Genomic DNA, 15,274 nt, shown 5'->3' with positions numbered 1-15,274 from the left:
GTTCTCCTACATGCTGAGCACCGTGACCGCCGGGCCCACGGTGACGGTTCGGTTGACCACGCCCGTCGACGGCTTCGTGATCGTGAGGCCCGGATTGGCTGCCCATGGCGTGTTTCCGGTGACACCGGCCGCACCTGTCACCACCCCACCGGTGGTGCGCACGCTGCCCGATGTCATGCCGGCGCCGGCGACGGACTGATTCCCCACGATCGTCACGCTGCCGGTGATGACGCCACGGTTGACCACCGAATTCGCGGTGCCGCCTGCCATGGCCGAGCCGCGATTGCCGGAGATCACGATGGTGCCGCTCATCACCCCACGATTGATCACCGAGTTCACGGTGCCCCCGCCCTGGGTGCTGCCCTGGTTGCCGAGAATGGCGATGCGGCCCGTCATTGCGCCGTGGTTGTCGACGCTGTTCACCGTGCCGCCGCCGTTGGCGTTGCCGCGGTTGCCGGAGATCACGATCTGGGTATTGGTCATGTTGCCGTTACCGCGGTTGTGCACGCTATTGACTGTGCCGCCGCCCTGCGCCGAGCCGGTGTTGCCGGCAATGACGATGCTGCCTGCGCCAACGCGGCCCTGGTTGATCACCGAATTGACGATGCCATTGCCCTGCGCAGTGCCGTGGTTGCCGAGGATATGGATCTGGCTGCCCGCGATGCTGCCGTTGTTGATCACGCTGTTGGCGATGGCCCCGCCTTCGACCGAACCCTGGTTGCCAAGGACGGTGATGTTGCTGCCGCCTACCGAGCCCTGGTTGTCGACACTGTTGACGGTGCCTTTCTGTGCAGCGCGGCCCTGGTTGCCCGAGATCGTGACGGCGATGCCGGCCATGCGTGCGCCTTCGCGATTGCGCACGCTGTTGGCGCTGGCGTCGCCCGAGCTTGCCTGCGCGCTGCCGCGGTTGCCGGCGATCGAGACCGATGACCCGCTGATGGCGCCTTCGTTGAACACGCTGTTGGCCGAGGCCGTCTTGCCGTCGCGCGTGCTCACGTCGTCGGCGCGGTTCGCAGTGACCGTGTGCTGCGTCGCGTCGGTCGACCCCGACTTGTCGACCACTGCGCTGTTGGCCAGGGCGACCCCCTTCTCGGCATTCACGTTGGCAGCCACGTTGCCGAGCAGCTGCATGCTGCTTGCACGCAGCGCGCCCAGGATCTGGACCGCATTGGCGCTCGCGTGGCCGACGCCGCGGTCGATCACGGCGTAGCCGCCGAACGTACCCTCGTCGCCGCGGCTGGTCACGTTTTCGGCGCGGTTGTTGCTCAGCGTGATCGCGCTGCCTTGCATATCGCCGCTGCCGTTGAGCGCCACCGCATTGGCGTTGACGCGGCCGCCATCGGCGCGCAGCGTGTTCGCGGTGTTGCCCAGGATGCTGACCGGCGAGCCGACGAGGCGCACACCGTTGTCGCCCTCCAGGTAGATGCCGTTAGCCACCAGGATGCCGTTCTTCGCGTTGCCGATGCCCGCGGCCTGGTTGTACGAACCTCCGGTCGTGACGTCGTTTGCCGTGTTGTTCGCGATCGTGATAGGACTGCCCGACACACTCGAATCCCGGTAACCCGCCAGCGCGTTCACCAGCGCGGTGCCCCCGATGGCGCCGACGCGGCTCGCGCGGTTGCCCGCCACCGAAACCGGAGAGCCGGCATCGATACGGACGTTCTCGTACAGGACGACCGCGTTGGTGGCAGCGCGCGCCACGCTTTTTTCGCTGAACACGTGGCCCGGCCCGGCCATCGCGCTGGCACCCGTGGACACCTGCGCGGCGGTGTTGCCAGACACGGCGACCGAGGCCGACAGGCGAGAGCCGCCTCCCTCGCCCTTTTCCACGCTCACGCTGTTGGCGACGAGCTTGCCGCCCTGTGCAGAGAGGTCGCGTCCGCTGTTGCCGGACAGCGCGATCGAGGCAGCGTCGACGGTGGACCCGAAGGAACCCAGGCTGTTGACCAGCGCCATCGCATTCTGCTTGCTCGAGAACAGCAAGCCACCACCGACGCTGCCCTCGAAGCCGTTCGCGCGCACGTTGTCGGCCGTGTTGCCGGTGATGCTGAGCGTCCCGTTCTGCATCCGGGCCTCGCTCAGCAGTGCGCTGTTGGCGGTGGAAAGGCCGCCGGAGCCCTGCACGCCGCGCGCCGTGTTGCCGGAGATGGTGACCGGCGTGTTCTGCAAGGTGGCGTTGCTGTCCAGCGCCAGGCTGTTGGCCAGCGCGCGGCCGTTGCGCTCGAAGGCGCCGATGGCGCCGCCGCCGATGCTGGCCCCTCCGCCGGCCGTGTCGATGTCGCTGGCCGTGTTGCCGCTGATCGTCACGTTGCTTCGCTGCGCGATCGAGGCCTGCAGCCAGATGCTGTTGGCGGCAGCCGCGCCGCCCACCGCCTGGACCTTGTCGGCGCTGTTGCCTGTGAGGGTGTGCTGCGTGGCGCCCTGCACGTCACCACGCTGGATCGACACGCTGTTGGCCAGTGCCGAGGCCGACATCGTCACGTCGGCCAGCGCTCCCTTGAGCAAGGAGCCGCTGCCGCCACTGGCTTCGACCTTGCCTGCGCGATTGCCCGACTGGAGCACCTGGTATTGGCGCAGCTCGCTGCCGGTGTAGTCTGCGAGGCTCATCGAGTTGGCCAACGCGCTGCCGCCGAGAGCCCACATGCCGTTGACCTCGTTGCCCTGCTGCGTGACGCGCGCGCCCTTGACCTGACTGCCGGCCGCCACGAACGCGTTGGCCGCCGCGACGCCGCTCAGATCCGCCGATGCGACCAGACCGCCACCGACGCCGCCGGAGCCACCGCCCGCGCGCACATCGCGCGCGCTGTTGGTGCCCTGGATGATGTTCAGATCTTCGACGGTGCTGCGCGCCAGTGTCGTTGCGTTCGCGAGCGCTGCGCCGCCGATCGACTGCACGCCCTCGGCCCTGTTTCCCGTGAGGGACATTTGGGCGCGCCGCAGGTCGGACTCGTCGGCCAGCACACTGTTGGCGGTTGCGCGACCCGGCAGTTGGAGCGAGCCGATCGCGCCCAGTGCGATCGAGCCCTTGGCGCCGATCGCTTCGATGTTGTTCGTCTGGTTGCCGCTCAGGAGCATGCGGCTGTCGGCGAACGGCCGGCGGCCCGTGCCGCCGGACAACAGCACCGTGTTCGCCGTCGCTGCGCCACCCACTGCGTTGACGAAGCCCTGCACCTGGTTCTGCAGAACACCGACCTGCGAGTTGTTGACCTGCAGCGCCGAGAGACCGATCGCGTTGGCCTGCGCCGTCGAGATGAGCTCGGCCGAGCCCGCAACGCCGAGCCCGGCACCCGCCTTGCCGCCACTGGCACTCACTTGAGCGGGCGCCCGGTTGCCCGTGGCAACCATGCTGGAGCGCCCATCCACTTCGCTGCCGGGCCGGGCTGTGACCCAGCCCAGGCCGTGGAGCACGCCCTCCTGCGCCTGCGATGCCTGCGGCAGCGTGAACCCGGCACTCAGCACCGCCATGGCGATCAGAGTCTTGCGGTGTTGCAGAAGGGAGAGGGGCACAGGCGTCTCCGGCAAAAAAGGAAAGCGTTTCGTCGGGCCGTCAGCCGGCCCTGTGGGTATCAGCTCAGTTGATGTTCACCGAGTTCACGTTCGCGGTGCCACCGATGGCCTTGACGTCTTCAGCGGTGTTGCCGGTGACCATGATCTCGCTGTTCTTGACCTTCGAGCCCGTGATGTTCACGCTGTTCACGTTGGCCATGCCGCTCATCTCGACGGTTGCGATCTTGATGCCGGCGGAACCGCCGCCCGCGATGACGTTCTTGGCCGAGTTGTTGCTGACGGTGATCTTGCTGTTGGTGACTTCGGAGCCTGTCGAGCCGTTCGCCTTGCCGACTCCCGGAATGCTGATGGCGCCGCTCTGGGCGAATGCATTGGCTGAGAAGAAGGCGATGGTGACGATGCCGGCTGCAGCGAATTTCTTCATGGAATCACTCCTGGAAAGGATCGAATTGAAGGGGTTCAGGCGGTCCGGGGCGGATCGCCGAGGGCAATCTAACAGCGGCAGATGACAGTTGCGCACGCTTTGGCGTCAGACGTTTCCGACAGAAGGCAATGCACTTCCTCGCGCAAACTTCCGCGCATCTCTTTTCTTGGTCACCACTCTTCATGCCGCCCTTCGCTGCCTTCCCGACGCCTTGCACCCCCTCGCTGCGTGCCCTTCTTTTGCTGACGACGGTCGCGTGCGCTACGGGCTTGTCCGCGTGCGATCCCCGCGCCAGCGGCGGCAGCGCCATCCGGTTTCCTGACGACTCGGACATCTCGCAAGCCCTGCAAGCCGACTTTGCACAGGACACCGACTCCGCCAAGGCACGCGAACTGATCCAGACACTAGGAGGCGAAAAGGGACAGCTCGACTACAAGGTCCGCAAGGTGATCTACCGCCAAGGTGCGTTCGAAGCCCAGTACGACGTCAGCCTGCGCATGGGTCAAAGCGGAGCAGAAAGCCTGCAGAAGCTGTACGCGACCATGGTCCCGAAGGAAGAAGCGGCGAAGTTGCCGGCGCAAACACTGGAGTCCTATGCGAAGTGGCTGAGTGAGAGCGCGCAGGCATTGGAGAAAGGCAACCCGCAACAGGCCGCTGCGCTGCGCCACATGCTGGAGAGTCTCGACAAGTGCTACCGCAACGCCCAACCGAGCGATAGCGTCGCGCTGATGGACGGCCTTGGTGCACTTATTTCTCCAGAACGAGGCGGCTGGCATGCCGACAAGCTGCAATCACCAAAGGCACAGTTCCGCTGTCTGCCGCTTTAGGGTCGCAGCCAGCGCCACCGAGTTGACGCCGTAGCCGAAGGCGCGCTGCCGCTGTACGCCGTCATCATCGAACGCACGCAAGGGGTTGCGACCTGGGCTCCATGGGGACCGATTCATCGCGACCCAGGAAAGCCTCGGCTCGATTCCCTACTAAAGATGCTCGAGCGAAGCTCGCTAGACGATGTCATCGCAACACGCGCGCTTTCACGGGCCCTTCCGTACCGGGGGGTCACCTCGGTTCCGCCTGTCGCTGACTGGTACGAACCCTGCGCCATGAATTCGACACCTCGGCCTCAACCCCCTGACGCTCGTCGCAACGAGAGGCTTCGTCCACGAGATCGACCTTTCGCGACAGGATCGTACTCACAGCGACACGTCGCGTCAGTTCAAGCGATCCCACAGGCGTTCCCAGACAATGAAAAACGGGTTACGACATTGCTGACGTAACCCGTTGATTGTTTTGGCGGAGTGGACGGGACTCGAACCCGCGACCCCCGGCGTGACAGGCCGGTATTCTAACCAACTGAACTACCACTCCTGGTAGGCTGCGTTCGCTCCGGAAGGAGCCAAGTGCTGCCGACTTGTGCCTTCTTCACTTGCGTGAAAACTGGCGACCCTACGGGGATTCGAACCCCGGTACTCACCGTGAAAGGGTGATGTCCTAGGCCTCTAGACGATAGGGTCATAAACCTAAGAACCGCGTTGCGATCAACGCTTGGTTGTCTCGACTTCCAGATGGTGGAGGTAAGCGGGATCGAACCGCTGACCTCTTGCATGCCATGCAAGCGCTCTCCCAGCTGAGCTATACCCCCTGTGGGCGTCGAGCCTCAAATTATAGCGTCGAAATTTGCGCGCCCTGTAATCGCTTCAAAATTTCTTCACGAGAGAAGAGTGCGAGCACGGCATCGAGCGACGGCGTCTGCGCCGTCCCCATCACGAGCACGCGCACCGGCATGGCGAGCGCGGGCATCTTGAGGCCCTGCGCGGCCAGCACTTCCTTGATCGCCGCAGCGATGGACGCCTTGTCCCACGCCACCGTCGCGAGCTTGTCGGCCAGCGCGGCGATCGCGGGACGAACGGCATCGGTCAGATGCTGCGCGCGATCGGCTTCGCTGGGCTGCACGTCTGCGTAGAACGCGGCGGCCCAGTTGGCCAATGCCACCGTCGTCTCGCAGCGGTCCTTGAACAGGGCGCAGATCGCGGCAAGCCTGTTGTCGGGCACGATGCCGCGCCTCTGCAGTTGCGTCGCCACGAGCGGGGCAAGCTCCGCATCCGGCTTGCCCTTGATGTATTGCGCGTTCACCCAGGCGAGCTTGGCCGCATCCCATTGCGCCGGGCTCTTCGAGAGATGCGTGCCATCGAACCACGCCACCATCTGCTCGCGCGTGAACAGCTCGTCGTCACCGTGGCTCCAACCCAGTCGTGCGAGATAGTTGAGCATCGCCTCGGGCAGGTAGCCGCCCTCCTCGTAGGCCGTGACGCTGACGGCACCGCGGCGCTTAGAGAGCTTTTGCCCGTCTTCACCGAGGATCACGGGCACGTGGCCGAACTGCGGCAGCGGGGCGCCGAGCGCGCGGAAGATGTTGATCTGCCACGGCGTGTTGTTGATGTGCTCGTCGCCGCGGAACACATGCGAGATGCCCATGTCCCAGTCGTCGACCACGACCGCGAAGTTGTAGGTCGGCACACCGTCGGTGCGCACGATGATCAGGTCGTCGATCTCCCGGTTGTTGATGGTGATCGGACCCTTGACGAGATCGTCCCAGCTCACGTCGCCATCTGGCGGATTGCAGAAGCGGATCACCGGCGGCACGCCCTCGGGAACGGGCGGCAGCACCTTGCCCGGCGCGGGGCGCCAGCGGCCGTCGTACAGGGCCTTCTCGCCGCGGGCACGCTGCGCCTCCTTCATTGCGTCGAGCTCGGCGGGCGTGCAGTAGCAGCGATAGGCCGTGCCCGCCGCCAGCATCTGCTCGACGACCTGGCGATAGCGGTCGAGGCGCTGCATCTGGTAGACGGGACCTTCGTCGTAGTCCAGCCCCAGCCAGTGCATCGAGGCCAGGATCTGCTCGACCGACTCCTGCGTCGAACGCGCGACGTCGGTGTCCTCGATGCGCAGCACGAACTGCCCACCGTAGTGGCGCGCATAGGCCCACGAGTAGAGCGCGGTGCGCGCGGTGCCGAGATGGAGGAAGCCCGTGGGGGACGGCGCGATGCGGGTGCGAACGGTCATGGAGTCGGGTTCAGGTGCTTAGCGTGTCCAGGCCGCGCAAGAGGTCGGCCTGGATGTCGTTGATATGGTCGAGCCCGACTGCCACGCGGACCAGGCCCTGGGAGATGCCGGCGGCCTGGCGCTGTTCTTCGCTCAGGCGGCCGTGCGAGGTGGTGGCCGGGTGGGTAATGGTGGTCTTGGTGTCGCCGAGGTTGGCAGTGATCGAGAGCACGCGCGTGCTGTCGATCACATGGAAGGCGTTGGAGCGCGCCGCCTCGGGCGTATCGCCCTGCACATCGAAGGAAACCACCGCCCCGCCCTGCCCCGACTGCTGGCGCATCGCCAGGTCATGCTGCGGATGCGAGGCCAGGCCGGGGTAGTACACGCGCTTCACTGCGGGCTGCGTCTCCAGCCACTGCGCCAGCGCGAGACCGCCGGCGCAATGGGCCTGCATGCGGATGCCCAGGGTCTCGAGGCCTTTGAGCACGACCCAGGCATTGAAGGGCGACAGCGCCATGCCGGCGGTACGCACCACCGTCGCGAACACATCGATGAGCTTTTGCGAGCCGCAGATGGCGCCGGCCAGCACGCGGCCCTGGCCCTCGAGGTACTTGGTGCCCGAGTGGATGATGAGGTCGGCACCGAACTCGATGGGCCGCTGCAGGGCCGGCGAGCAGAAGCAGTTGTCGACGGCCAGCAGCGCGCCTGCGTCGTGCGCCAGGTCGGCCAGCGCGCGGATGTCGCAGACATCGGTCAGCGGATTGGTCGGCGTCTCCGCAAACAGCAGCTTCGTGTTGGGCTTGATCGCAGCCCTCCATTCGGCCACGTCGGTCTGCGAGACGAAGGTGGTCTCGACGCCGAACTTGCCGAAGTCGCGCCCGATCAGGTTGAGCGTGGAGCCGAACACCGAGCGCGAGCACACCACATGGTCGCCGGCCTTGAGCAGCCCCATGCACATCATGAGGATCGCGCCCATGCCGCTGGCGGCGCCGATCGCCGCTTCGGTGCCCTCGAGCGCGGCAAGCCGCCGCTCGAAGCTGGCGACGGTCGGGTTCGACGTGCGGGTGTAGGTGAAGCCTTCCTCCGTGCCTGCGAAGCGGCGCGCCGAGGTCTCGGCATCGGGCTGCACGAAGCTGCTGGTGAGGAACAGCGCCTCCGAGTTCTCGCCGTACTGGCTTCGCTCGAGTGCGGCACGCACGGCGAGCGTGTCGCGGTGCAGCCCGGGGGGCAGGGATCGGTCGGTCACGATGTTCTTCTTCAGCTCAGGTTGGGGAGCGCGAGGCGCGACGAGTCCTCGTCGGTCTCTTCGATGCGGGGACGGTTGCCGTTCATGCGGGTGATGGCCTCGGTGTCGATGTCGCCCGTCACGTAGACGCCGTCGAAGCACGAGGCATCGAAGCCGTCGAGCTTCGGACCGTTGCCCGGCGAGGCCTTGAGCACGGCGCGCTTCATGGCCTCGACGTCCTGGTAGATCAGTGCATCGCAGCCGATGAGCTCGCGGATTTCCTCGACCGTTCGGTCATGGGCAACCAGCTCGTCCTTGGTCGGCATGTCGATGCCGTAGACGTTCGGGTAGCGCACCGGCGGTGCCGCGCTCGCGAGGTAGACCTTGCGGGCGCCGGCCTCGCGTGCCATCTGCACGATCTCGCGGCTGGTCGTGCCGCGCACGATCGAATCGTCGACGAGCAGCACGTTGCGGCCCTTGAATTCGCTGCCGATGACATTGAGCTTCTGGCGCACCGACTTCTTGCGCACGCCCTGCCCCGGCATGATGAAGGTACGGCCGACGTAGCGGTTCTTCACGAAGCCTTCGCGGTACGGAATGCCCAGCAGATGGGCGAGCTGTGTCGCGCTCGGGCGGCTCGATTCGGGGATCGGGATGATCACGTCGATCTCGTTCGGCGGCACGGTGGAGATCACGCGCTGGGCCAGCGTCTCGCCGAGGTTGAGCCGCGCCTGGTAGACCGAGATGCCGTCCAGCACCGAATCGGGCCGCGCGAGATACACGAACTCGAACATGCAGGGATTGAGGCTGGGCGACTCGGCGCACTGCTGCACGTGCAGCTGGCCCTGGAGATCGATGAACACCGCCTCGCCCGGCGCCACATAGCGTTCGAATACATGGCCCGAGCCCTCGAGCGCCACTGTCTCGCTGGCCACCATGTAGGTGCCGTCGGCGCCGCGCCCGATGGCCAGTGGCCGGATGCCGTACGGATCGCGGAAGGCGAGCAGCCCGTGGCCGGCGATCAGTGTCACCACCGCGTAGGAGCCGCGCACGCGCCGGTGCACGTTGCGCACGGCGGCGAACAGGGTCTCGGAGTCGAGCATGCCGCCGCGGGTCGAGCGGTCGAGCTCGTGCGCAAGCACGTTGAGCAGCACCTCGGAGTCGCTGTCGGTGTTGGTGTGGCGGTGGTCGGTCGAGAACAGCTCGGCGCGCAGCGCGTGCGCATTGGTAAGGTTGCCGTTGTGCACCAGCACGATGCCGAAAGGCGCGTTCACGTAGAAGGGTTGGGCCTCCTCTTCGCTGAAGGCGTTGCCGGCGGTCGGGTAGCGCACCTGCCCCAGGCCCACGCTGCCCGGCAGGGCCCGCATGTTGCGCGTGCGGAACACGTCGCGCACCATGCCCTTGGCCTTGTGCATGAAGAACTTGCGCTCCAGCAGCGTGACGATGCCGGCTGCGTCCTGGCCACGGTGCTGCAGCAGCAGGAGCGCGTCATAGAGCAGCTGGTTGACGGGTGCGTTGCTGACAACGCCGACGATTCCACACATGAAGCGGTCCTTCTCTACTCAAGGCAGGTAGCTTGCCAATTTTTCAGGCAGCGCGGGTTTCAGGCCCTGCAATGCCGCATCCAGAACAGTGGCGCTGCGCGATTCCTGCCACCAGGCCGCGTCGCTCAGCGCGAGCAAATGAACCACGACCGCCACGGCCAGCAGCGCGACCGCGCCGCGCGCCAGGCCGAAGACGCCGCCCAACAGGCGATCCACGGGCCGCAGCCCCACGGCGGTGATCAGCTTGCGCATCAGCGAGGCCACCAGCCCCACGCCGAAAACCACCCCCACGAACACCAGCGCGAAGCCCGCCGCATAGCGCCAGCTGCCCGCCGGATCGCCGAACGGCAGCCAGGCGCCCACGTCGGCCGCGAACCACTGCGCGCAGAAGAAGGCGGCCACCCAGGCGGCCAGCAGGATCACCTCGTACACCAATCCACGCACCAGACCGAAAAGCATCGACACCACCAGCAGCGCGATGGCGATCCAGTCGAGGCCAGCCACGTCCGCCTACAAGCTGAGGACGGCAGCCGACAAAGACAAGCCCTTGACCTTGCCCGCAGCCTTGTCCGCCTCGGCGCGCGTGCCGAAGGGCCCGACGCGCACACGCGTGCGCTCGCCGTCAGCCGTCTTCGCGACGTTCGTGTATGTTTTGAGACCAGCCTTCTCCAGCTTCTGCCGGACCTCGCGCGCCTTGTCGGCATCGGCGAAGGCGCCGACCTGGACCACGAAACGGCCGCTGTCGTCCGCCGCCGCAGTGGGCTTGGCGGCCGCGGAGGCGCTGGACTTGCCTTCGAGCAGGGCACGCGCGCGGGCGGCATCCTCGGCAGTCTTGGCGGCGGACCTGGCGTCGGGCTTCGCCTCGGCCCTGGCTTCGGGCTTGGCCTCCGGCTTGGGCTTGGGTTCCGGTTTGGCTTCCGGTTTGGCTTCGGGTCTGGCTTCCGCCACCCGCGGCGGCTTGGTCTCGACCGGCGGCGCGGAAGGTGCCGGCCTGGACGCCGGGACTTCCGTGCCATCCGGCATCTCGGTGATCATCTCGCCGCTCGAGGACCTTGCGGCCACTGGCGGGCTCGCCGGTGGCGCTGCGGTCGGCGGCGCCGCGGCCGAAGGAGCAGGTGCGGGCGCTGCCGGCAGGGGCAAGGGCTTGGTCTTGTTGCGGTCGGGAATCTCGATCGGGATGTCGACGGACACGGGCCGCGGCTGGGTGTCGAACAGGAGCGGGAAGCCGACCACGCCGATCAGTACCAGCACCGCGGCGCCCACGAGCCGGTGCCGCGCGCGCCGGCGCATCGCCTCGACGCTTTCGGCCGGCGGCGCCGCAACGCCGGTGTTTCGCCCTTCGTTGGCCTGCGGACCGCGGGTGCGGAACTGGAAGAACGCCATGAAATTCGATTTCCTGATGGTGTGCAGCGTGAGTAGAAAAGGCGCCGGAAATCAGGCCAATCAGGAGTCCGGCGACAGGTGCCGGGCCCGCAGACGAGGTGTTCCGTGCTCGAGCACACCACCCACTGTGAAGAACGATCCGAAGACGACGATTCTATCAGCGGGGTCCGCGCGATCGATGGCCGCTTGCAGCGCCGCCATGGGCGCAGCATGCGCGCTCGCCGAGGCATCGGCGCGGGTGTTCTGCGCCTGCCAGCGCGTCAGCAGGTCGGCAGCGTTCGCGGCGCGCGGGGTCGGCAGGTCGGTGAAGTACCAGCGGTCGATCATCGGGCCGATGCGCGCGAACATCGGCGCCAGGTCCTTGTCGGCCATCACGCCGAACACGCCGTGGGTGGTCGGGTAGAAGCCCATGGCGTCGAGGTTCTCGGCCAGCGCCGCCACCGCATGCGGGTTGTGCGCCACGTCGAGTACCAGGGCAGGCTCGCCCGGCACGATCTGGAAGCGCCCCGGAAGCTCTACCGAGGCCAGCCCGGTGCGCACCGCCTGCGCGGTGACCGGCAGCCGCTGCCGCAGCGACTCCAGCGCGGCCAGCACACCTGCCGCATTGACGAGCTGGTTGGCGCCGCGCAGCGCCGGGTAGGCCAGTCCGCTGTAGCGCCGGCCGCGGCCGCTCCAGCCCCACTGCTGCTTGTCGCCGGCGACGTTGAAGTCGCGCCCCACGCGCCAGAGGTCGGCGCCGATGGCTTCGGCATGCCCGATGACGCTTTGCGGCGGAACCGGGTCGCTGACGATCGCGGGCCGGCCGGCGCGCATGATGCCGGCCTTCTCGAAACCGATGCTTTCACGGTCGGGCCCGAGGAACTCCATGTGGTCCAGGTCGATGCTGGTGATGATGGCGCAATCCGCATCGATCACGTTGACCGCGTCCAGTCGCCCGCCCAGGCCAACCTCGAGGATCGCGACATCGGGCTTGCTGGCCGCGATGCACAGCAGGATGGCGAGCGTGGTGAACTCGAAATAGGTCAGGGCCATCTCGCCGCGCGCCAGCTCGACGGCTTCGAAGTGCGCCGCCAGAGCCTCGGCGGCCACCGCCTCGCCCGAGAGCCGCAACCGCTCCTCGAAGCGCACCAGATGGGGCGAGGTGAACACTGCGGTGCGGTAGCCCGCGTGCATGAGGATCGACTCCAGCATCGCGCAGGTCGAGCCTTTGCCGTTGGTGCCGGCCACGGTGATCACCGGGCAATCGAAGGCGAGGCCGAGCTTGCCGGCCATTGCGCGGACGCGCTCTAGCCCGAGCTCGATGTTCTTGGGGTGCAGGCGCTCGGCGTGAGCGAGCCAGTCGGCAAGGCTTTTCATGGAGCCCGGAATTGTCGCCCACTCGCCGCACAGGCATCATCGCGGGATGACCACGCTCTATGGCATCACGAACTGCGACACCGTCAAGCGCGCCCGCGCCTGGCTCGACGAACACGGCATCGCCTACCGGTTTCACGATTTCAAGAAGGAGGGGGTGCCCGAGTCCGAGCTCGACCAATGGCTGCGCGCGCTGGGCTGGGAGGCCTTGGTCAATCGGCGCGGCACCACCTGGCGCAGGCTCGACGAGGCGACGCGCGCCTCGGTGGTCGACAGCAGCTCTGCCCGCGCCGCCTTGCTGGCCCATCCGAGCCTGATCAAGCGTCCGGTGGTCAACTGGGGCGCGCGAGCCGGCGTTACCACGGGGTTCGATGCCGCCGAATGGGAAAGCCACACCGTGTAAACGGTTGAACCCAGCCTGCCGGATCGCGTCGAACCGGGTTCGGAGGGCCTCGCGCCCGACCTTCAGGAGTTCCGACATGCGCACGCAAACAACCTTACGCAACACCATCGCCCTTTCGCTTCTGGCGGCGCTTGCCGGCACGGCAGGCCTCGCTCACGCGGAGCAGGTCTGGGCCCGCGTGGTCTCGGTGACGCCCTCGCACGAAACGACGGGCAACACCCGCTACAACGTGACCTACGAATACGAGGGCCGGCACTACACCACGGTCACCGACAGCCGCCCCGGGGCCAGCATCCCGATCGAGGTCGGCGACTACGGCGTCGCAACCCCCTCGCCGGTGGCACCGCAGCCGCAGATCGCGCAGCGTCCCGTCGACGGCGATGGCGGCCAGCCCGACTGGAATCGCGTGAGGCCCGAGCCAGGGGTGGTCGTCTCGGGCGGCGGCGCACCGGCCTATGCGCAGCCGGCGCCGGTCTATGTGCAGCCGGCGCCGGTCTACTACCCGGCACCGGTCTATGTCGCCCCGGCCTACTACCCGGCACCTTACGTCTATCCGCCGGTGGGCATCTCGCTCAACCTCGGCTACTCGCGCGGATGGGGTGGCGGCTGGCGCGGCGGGTACCACGGCCGCTGGCGCTGAGCCCCGGCCCGGGGGGCCTGGCGGCAAAGCCTAAAATCGCGGGCTTTCCTTTCCCCCTCGCAGCGCCAGGCCCTCCTTCCAGATGACAACCACCGAATCCCTTCGCGACGCCACGGTAGCAACCAAGGCCAACGTCTATTTCGACGGCAAATGCGTGAGCCACGGCCTCACGCTGGCCGATGGCAGCAAGAAGTCGGTGGGCGTGATCCTGCCCTCCACCCTCACGTTCAGCACCGGCGTCCCCGAGACGATGGAAGGCACCGCCGGCCGCTGCGAGTACCTGCTCTCCGGCAGCAGCGAATGGGTGGCCTCCGGCGCCGGCGAGAAGTTCAGCGTGCCCGGCAATTCCAGCTTCCAGATCCGCGTGAGCGGCGAGCCGTACAGCTACATCTGCCATTTCGGCTGAACCGGGGATTCGAACCATGGCCACCATTCTTCAGAACATTCCCGCCGGCCAAAAGGTCGGAATCGCCTTCTCCGGCGGCCTGGACACCAGCGCCGCGCTGCACTGGATGCGCAACAAGGGCGCCATCCCCTATGCCTACACGGCCAACCTGGGCCAGCCCGACGAGCCCGACTACGACGAGATCCCGCGCAAGGCGATGCTCTACGGCGCCGAGAAGGCCCGGCTGGTCGATTGCAGAACGCAGCTCGCGGCCGAAGGCCTCGCCGCACTGCAGGCCGGCGCCTTCCATGTGACCACCGCCGGCCTCACCTACTTCAACACCACGCCGCTGGGCCGCGCCGTCACCGGCACCATGTTGGTTGCGGCCATGAAGGAAGACGACGTCAACATCTGGGGCGACGGCAGCACCTACAAGGGCAACGACATCGAGCGCTTCTACCGCTACGGCCTGCTCACCAACCCGGCGTTGAAAATCTACAAGCCCTGGCTGGATCAGACCTTCATCGACGAGCTGGGCGGCCGCGCCGAAATGTCGGCCTTCATGCAGAAGGCCGGCTTCGCCTACAAGATGTCGGCCGAGAAGGCCTACTCCACCGACTCCAACATGCTCGGCGCTACGCACGAAGCCAAGGACCTGGAGCACCTGAACAGCGGCATGAAGATCGTGCAGCCGATCATGGGCGTCGCCTTCTGGAAGGACGAGGTGGAAGTGAAGCGCGAGGAAGTCACCGTGCGCTTCGTCGAAGGCCGCCCGGTCGCGATCAACGGCGTGGAGTACCCCAGCCTCGTCGAACTCCTGCTCGAAGCCAACCGCGTCGGCGGCCGCCACGGCCTCGGCATGAGCGACCAGATCGAGAACCGAATCATCGAGGCCAAGAGCCGCGGCATCTACGAGGCCCCAGGCCTGGCGTTGCTCTTCATCGCCTACGAGCGCCTGGTCACCGGCATCCACAACGAGGACACCATCGAGCAGTACCGCGACCACGGCCGCCGCCTGGGCCGCCTGCTCTACCAGGGCCGCTGGTTCGACCCGCAGGCCATCATGCTGCGCGAGACGGCCCAGCGCTGGGTGGCGCGCGCGATCACGGGCGAGGTCACCATCGAACTGCGCCGCGGCAACGACTACTCGATCCTCAACACCGAGTCGCCCAATCTCACGTACAAGCCGGAACGCCTCACCATGGAAAAGGGCGAGTCGAGCTTCTCGCCGGCCGACCGCATCGGCCAACTCACCATGCGCAACCTCGACATCGTGGACACGCGCGAAAAGCTGGGTATCTACACGCAGGTGGGTCTGCTCTCGGCCGGCCAGGGCGCTTCGCTCCCGCAGCTGAAGAACGACACGGACTGAAG

General features: G+C 67.0%; 13 protein-coding genes and 3 tRNA genes. 5 read left to right on the top strand and 11 right to left on the bottom strand.

Going from position 1 to position 15,274, the window contains the following annotated elements; genetic code table 11:
• Positions 1-6 precede the first annotated feature (6 nt).
• On the bottom strand, positions 7-3,507 hold the full coding sequence (locus tag ACMGEZ_RS08515) for a beta strand repeat-containing protein (RefSeq protein WP_436821828.1): 3,501 nt from the start codon (positions 3,505-3,507) through the stop codon (positions 7-9).
• A 64-nt stretch (positions 3,508-3,571) separates the two neighbouring features.
• Positions 3,572-3,931 (bottom strand): hypothetical protein, encoded by a 360-nt coding sequence (locus ACMGEZ_RS08510; protein ID WP_436821827.1) that lies wholly within the window; start codon positions 3,929-3,931, stop codon positions 3,572-3,574.
• Between the two features lie 128 nt (positions 3,932-4,059).
• Here ACMGEZ_RS08510 and ACMGEZ_RS08505 point away from each other — a divergent pair, with 128 nt between their 5' ends.
• Positions 4,060-4,758, top strand: a complete 699-nt coding sequence (locus ACMGEZ_RS08505; RefSeq protein ID WP_436821826.1) for a hypothetical protein — start codon at positions 4,060-4,062, stop codon at positions 4,756-4,758.
• Positions 4,759-5,219: 461 nt separating this feature from the next.
• On the opposite strand, the gene ACMGEZ_RS08500 is transcribed toward ACMGEZ_RS08505, so the two are convergent.
• The 9 genes from ACMGEZ_RS08500 to folC all read right to left on the bottom strand — a co-directional run bounded on the left by ACMGEZ_RS08500 (position 5,220) and on the right by folC (position 12,475).
• Positions 5,220-5,296 (bottom strand) — tRNA-Asp (locus tag ACMGEZ_RS08500).
• A gap of 70 nt (positions 5,297-5,366) precedes the next feature.
• A tRNA-Glu gene (locus tag ACMGEZ_RS08495) sits at positions 5,367-5,442 on the bottom strand.
• 52 nt (positions 5,443-5,494) lie between these two features.
• Positions 5,495-5,570, bottom strand: a tRNA-Ala gene (locus ACMGEZ_RS08490).
• Positions 5,571-5,590: 20 nt separating this feature from the next.
• Positions 5,591-6,988 (bottom strand): glutamate--tRNA ligase, encoded by a 1,398-nt coding sequence (gene gltX, locus ACMGEZ_RS08485; RefSeq protein ID WP_436821825.1) that lies wholly within the window; start codon positions 6,986-6,988, stop codon positions 5,591-5,593.
• 10 nt (positions 6,989-6,998) lie between these two features.
• Entirely contained in the window at positions 6,999-8,213 is a 1,215-nt protein-coding gene (locus ACMGEZ_RS08480) for an O-succinylhomoserine sulfhydrylase (protein ID WP_436821824.1), read from the bottom strand.
• An 11-nt stretch (positions 8,214-8,224) separates the two neighbouring features.
• On the bottom strand, positions 8,225-9,736 hold the full coding sequence (gene purF, locus ACMGEZ_RS08475; protein ID WP_436821823.1) for an amidophosphoribosyltransferase: 1,512 nt from the start codon (positions 9,734-9,736) through the stop codon (positions 8,225-8,227).
• An 18-nt stretch (positions 9,737-9,754) separates the two neighbouring features.
• Entirely contained in the window at positions 9,755-10,240 is a 486-nt protein-coding gene (locus tag ACMGEZ_RS08470) for a CvpA family protein (protein ID WP_436821822.1), read from the bottom strand.
• Positions 10,241-10,246: 6 nt separating this feature from the next.
• Complete coding sequence (locus ACMGEZ_RS08465; RefSeq protein WP_436821821.1) at positions 10,247-11,119, bottom strand: SPOR domain-containing protein; 873 nt, start codon at positions 11,117-11,119, stop codon at positions 10,247-10,249.
• Between the two features lie 60 nt (positions 11,120-11,179).
• On the bottom strand, positions 11,180-12,475 hold the full coding sequence (gene folC / locus ACMGEZ_RS08460) for a bifunctional tetrahydrofolate synthase/dihydrofolate synthase (RefSeq protein ID WP_436821820.1): 1,296 nt from the start codon (positions 12,473-12,475) through the stop codon (positions 11,180-11,182).
• 46 nt (positions 12,476-12,521) lie between these two features.
• On the opposite strand from folC, the gene ACMGEZ_RS08455 reads away from it, so the two are divergent.
• The 4 genes from ACMGEZ_RS08455 to argG all read left to right on the top strand — a co-directional run bounded on the left by ACMGEZ_RS08455 (position 12,522) and on the right by argG (position 15,272).
• Positions 12,522-12,875, top strand: coding sequence for an ArsC family reductase (locus ACMGEZ_RS08455; RefSeq protein ID WP_436821819.1), 354 nt, complete (start codon positions 12,522-12,524; stop codon positions 12,873-12,875).
• 76 nt (positions 12,876-12,951) lie between these two features.
• Positions 12,952-13,515 (top strand): hypothetical protein, encoded by a 564-nt coding sequence (locus ACMGEZ_RS08450; RefSeq protein WP_436821818.1) that lies wholly within the window; start codon positions 12,952-12,954, stop codon positions 13,513-13,515.
• Positions 13,516-13,597: 82 nt separating this feature from the next.
• Positions 13,598-13,921, top strand: a complete 324-nt coding sequence (ppnP, locus tag ACMGEZ_RS08445) for a pyrimidine/purine nucleoside phosphorylase (RefSeq protein WP_436821817.1) — start codon at positions 13,598-13,600, stop codon at positions 13,919-13,921.
• Between the two features lie 16 nt (positions 13,922-13,937).
• A complete protein-coding gene (gene argG, locus ACMGEZ_RS08440) occupies positions 13,938-15,272 on the top strand; it encodes an argininosuccinate synthase (protein WP_436821816.1) in 1,335 nt (444 codons plus the stop codon).
• The last annotated feature ends 2 nt before the right edge of the window (positions 15,273-15,274 follow it).

The sequence above is a fragment of the Variovorax stachyos genome, from assembly GCF_051400855.1.
Classification (GTDB): domain Bacteria; phylum Pseudomonadota; class Gammaproteobacteria; order Burkholderiales; family Burkholderiaceae_C; genus Variovorax.
Note: the sequence above shows the minus strand (reverse complement) of the source record. Positions and strands in the feature narration are given on the sequence as shown.

Bases quoted from the DNA above. Each gene is read 5' to 3' on its own strand.
- ACMGEZ_RS08510 (WP_436821827.1), bottom strand. From the start codon at position 3,931: ATGAAGAAATTCGCTGCAGCCGGCATCGTCACCATCGCCTTCTTCTCA.
- ACMGEZ_RS08505 (WP_436821826.1), top strand. From the start codon at position 4,060: ATGCACTTCCTCGCGCAAACTTCCGCGCATCTCTTTTCTTGGTCACCA.
- gltX (WP_436821825.1), bottom strand. From the start codon at position 6,988: ATGACCGTTCGCACCCGCATCGCGCCGTCCCCCACGGGCTTCCTCCAT.
- purF (WP_436821823.1), bottom strand. From the start codon at position 9,736: ATGTGTGGAATCGTCGGCGTTGTCAGCAACGCACCCGTCAACCAGCTG.
- ACMGEZ_RS08465 (WP_436821821.1), bottom strand. From the start codon at position 11,119: ATGGCGTTCTTCCAGTTCCGCACCCGCGGTCCGCAGGCCAACGAAGGG.
- folC (WP_436821820.1), bottom strand. From the start codon at position 12,475: ATGAAAAGCCTTGCCGACTGGCTCGCTCACGCCGAGCGCCTGCACCCC.
- ACMGEZ_RS08455 (WP_436821819.1), top strand. From the start codon at position 12,522: ATGACCACGCTCTATGGCATCACGAACTGCGACACCGTCAAGCGCGCC.
- ACMGEZ_RS08450 (WP_436821818.1), top strand. From the start codon at position 12,952: ATGCGCACGCAAACAACCTTACGCAACACCATCGCCCTTTCGCTTCTG.
- ppnP (WP_436821817.1), top strand. From the start codon at position 13,598: ATGACAACCACCGAATCCCTTCGCGACGCCACGGTAGCAACCAAGGCC.
- argG (WP_436821816.1), top strand. From the start codon at position 13,938: ATGGCCACCATTCTTCAGAACATTCCCGCCGGCCAAAAGGTCGGAATC.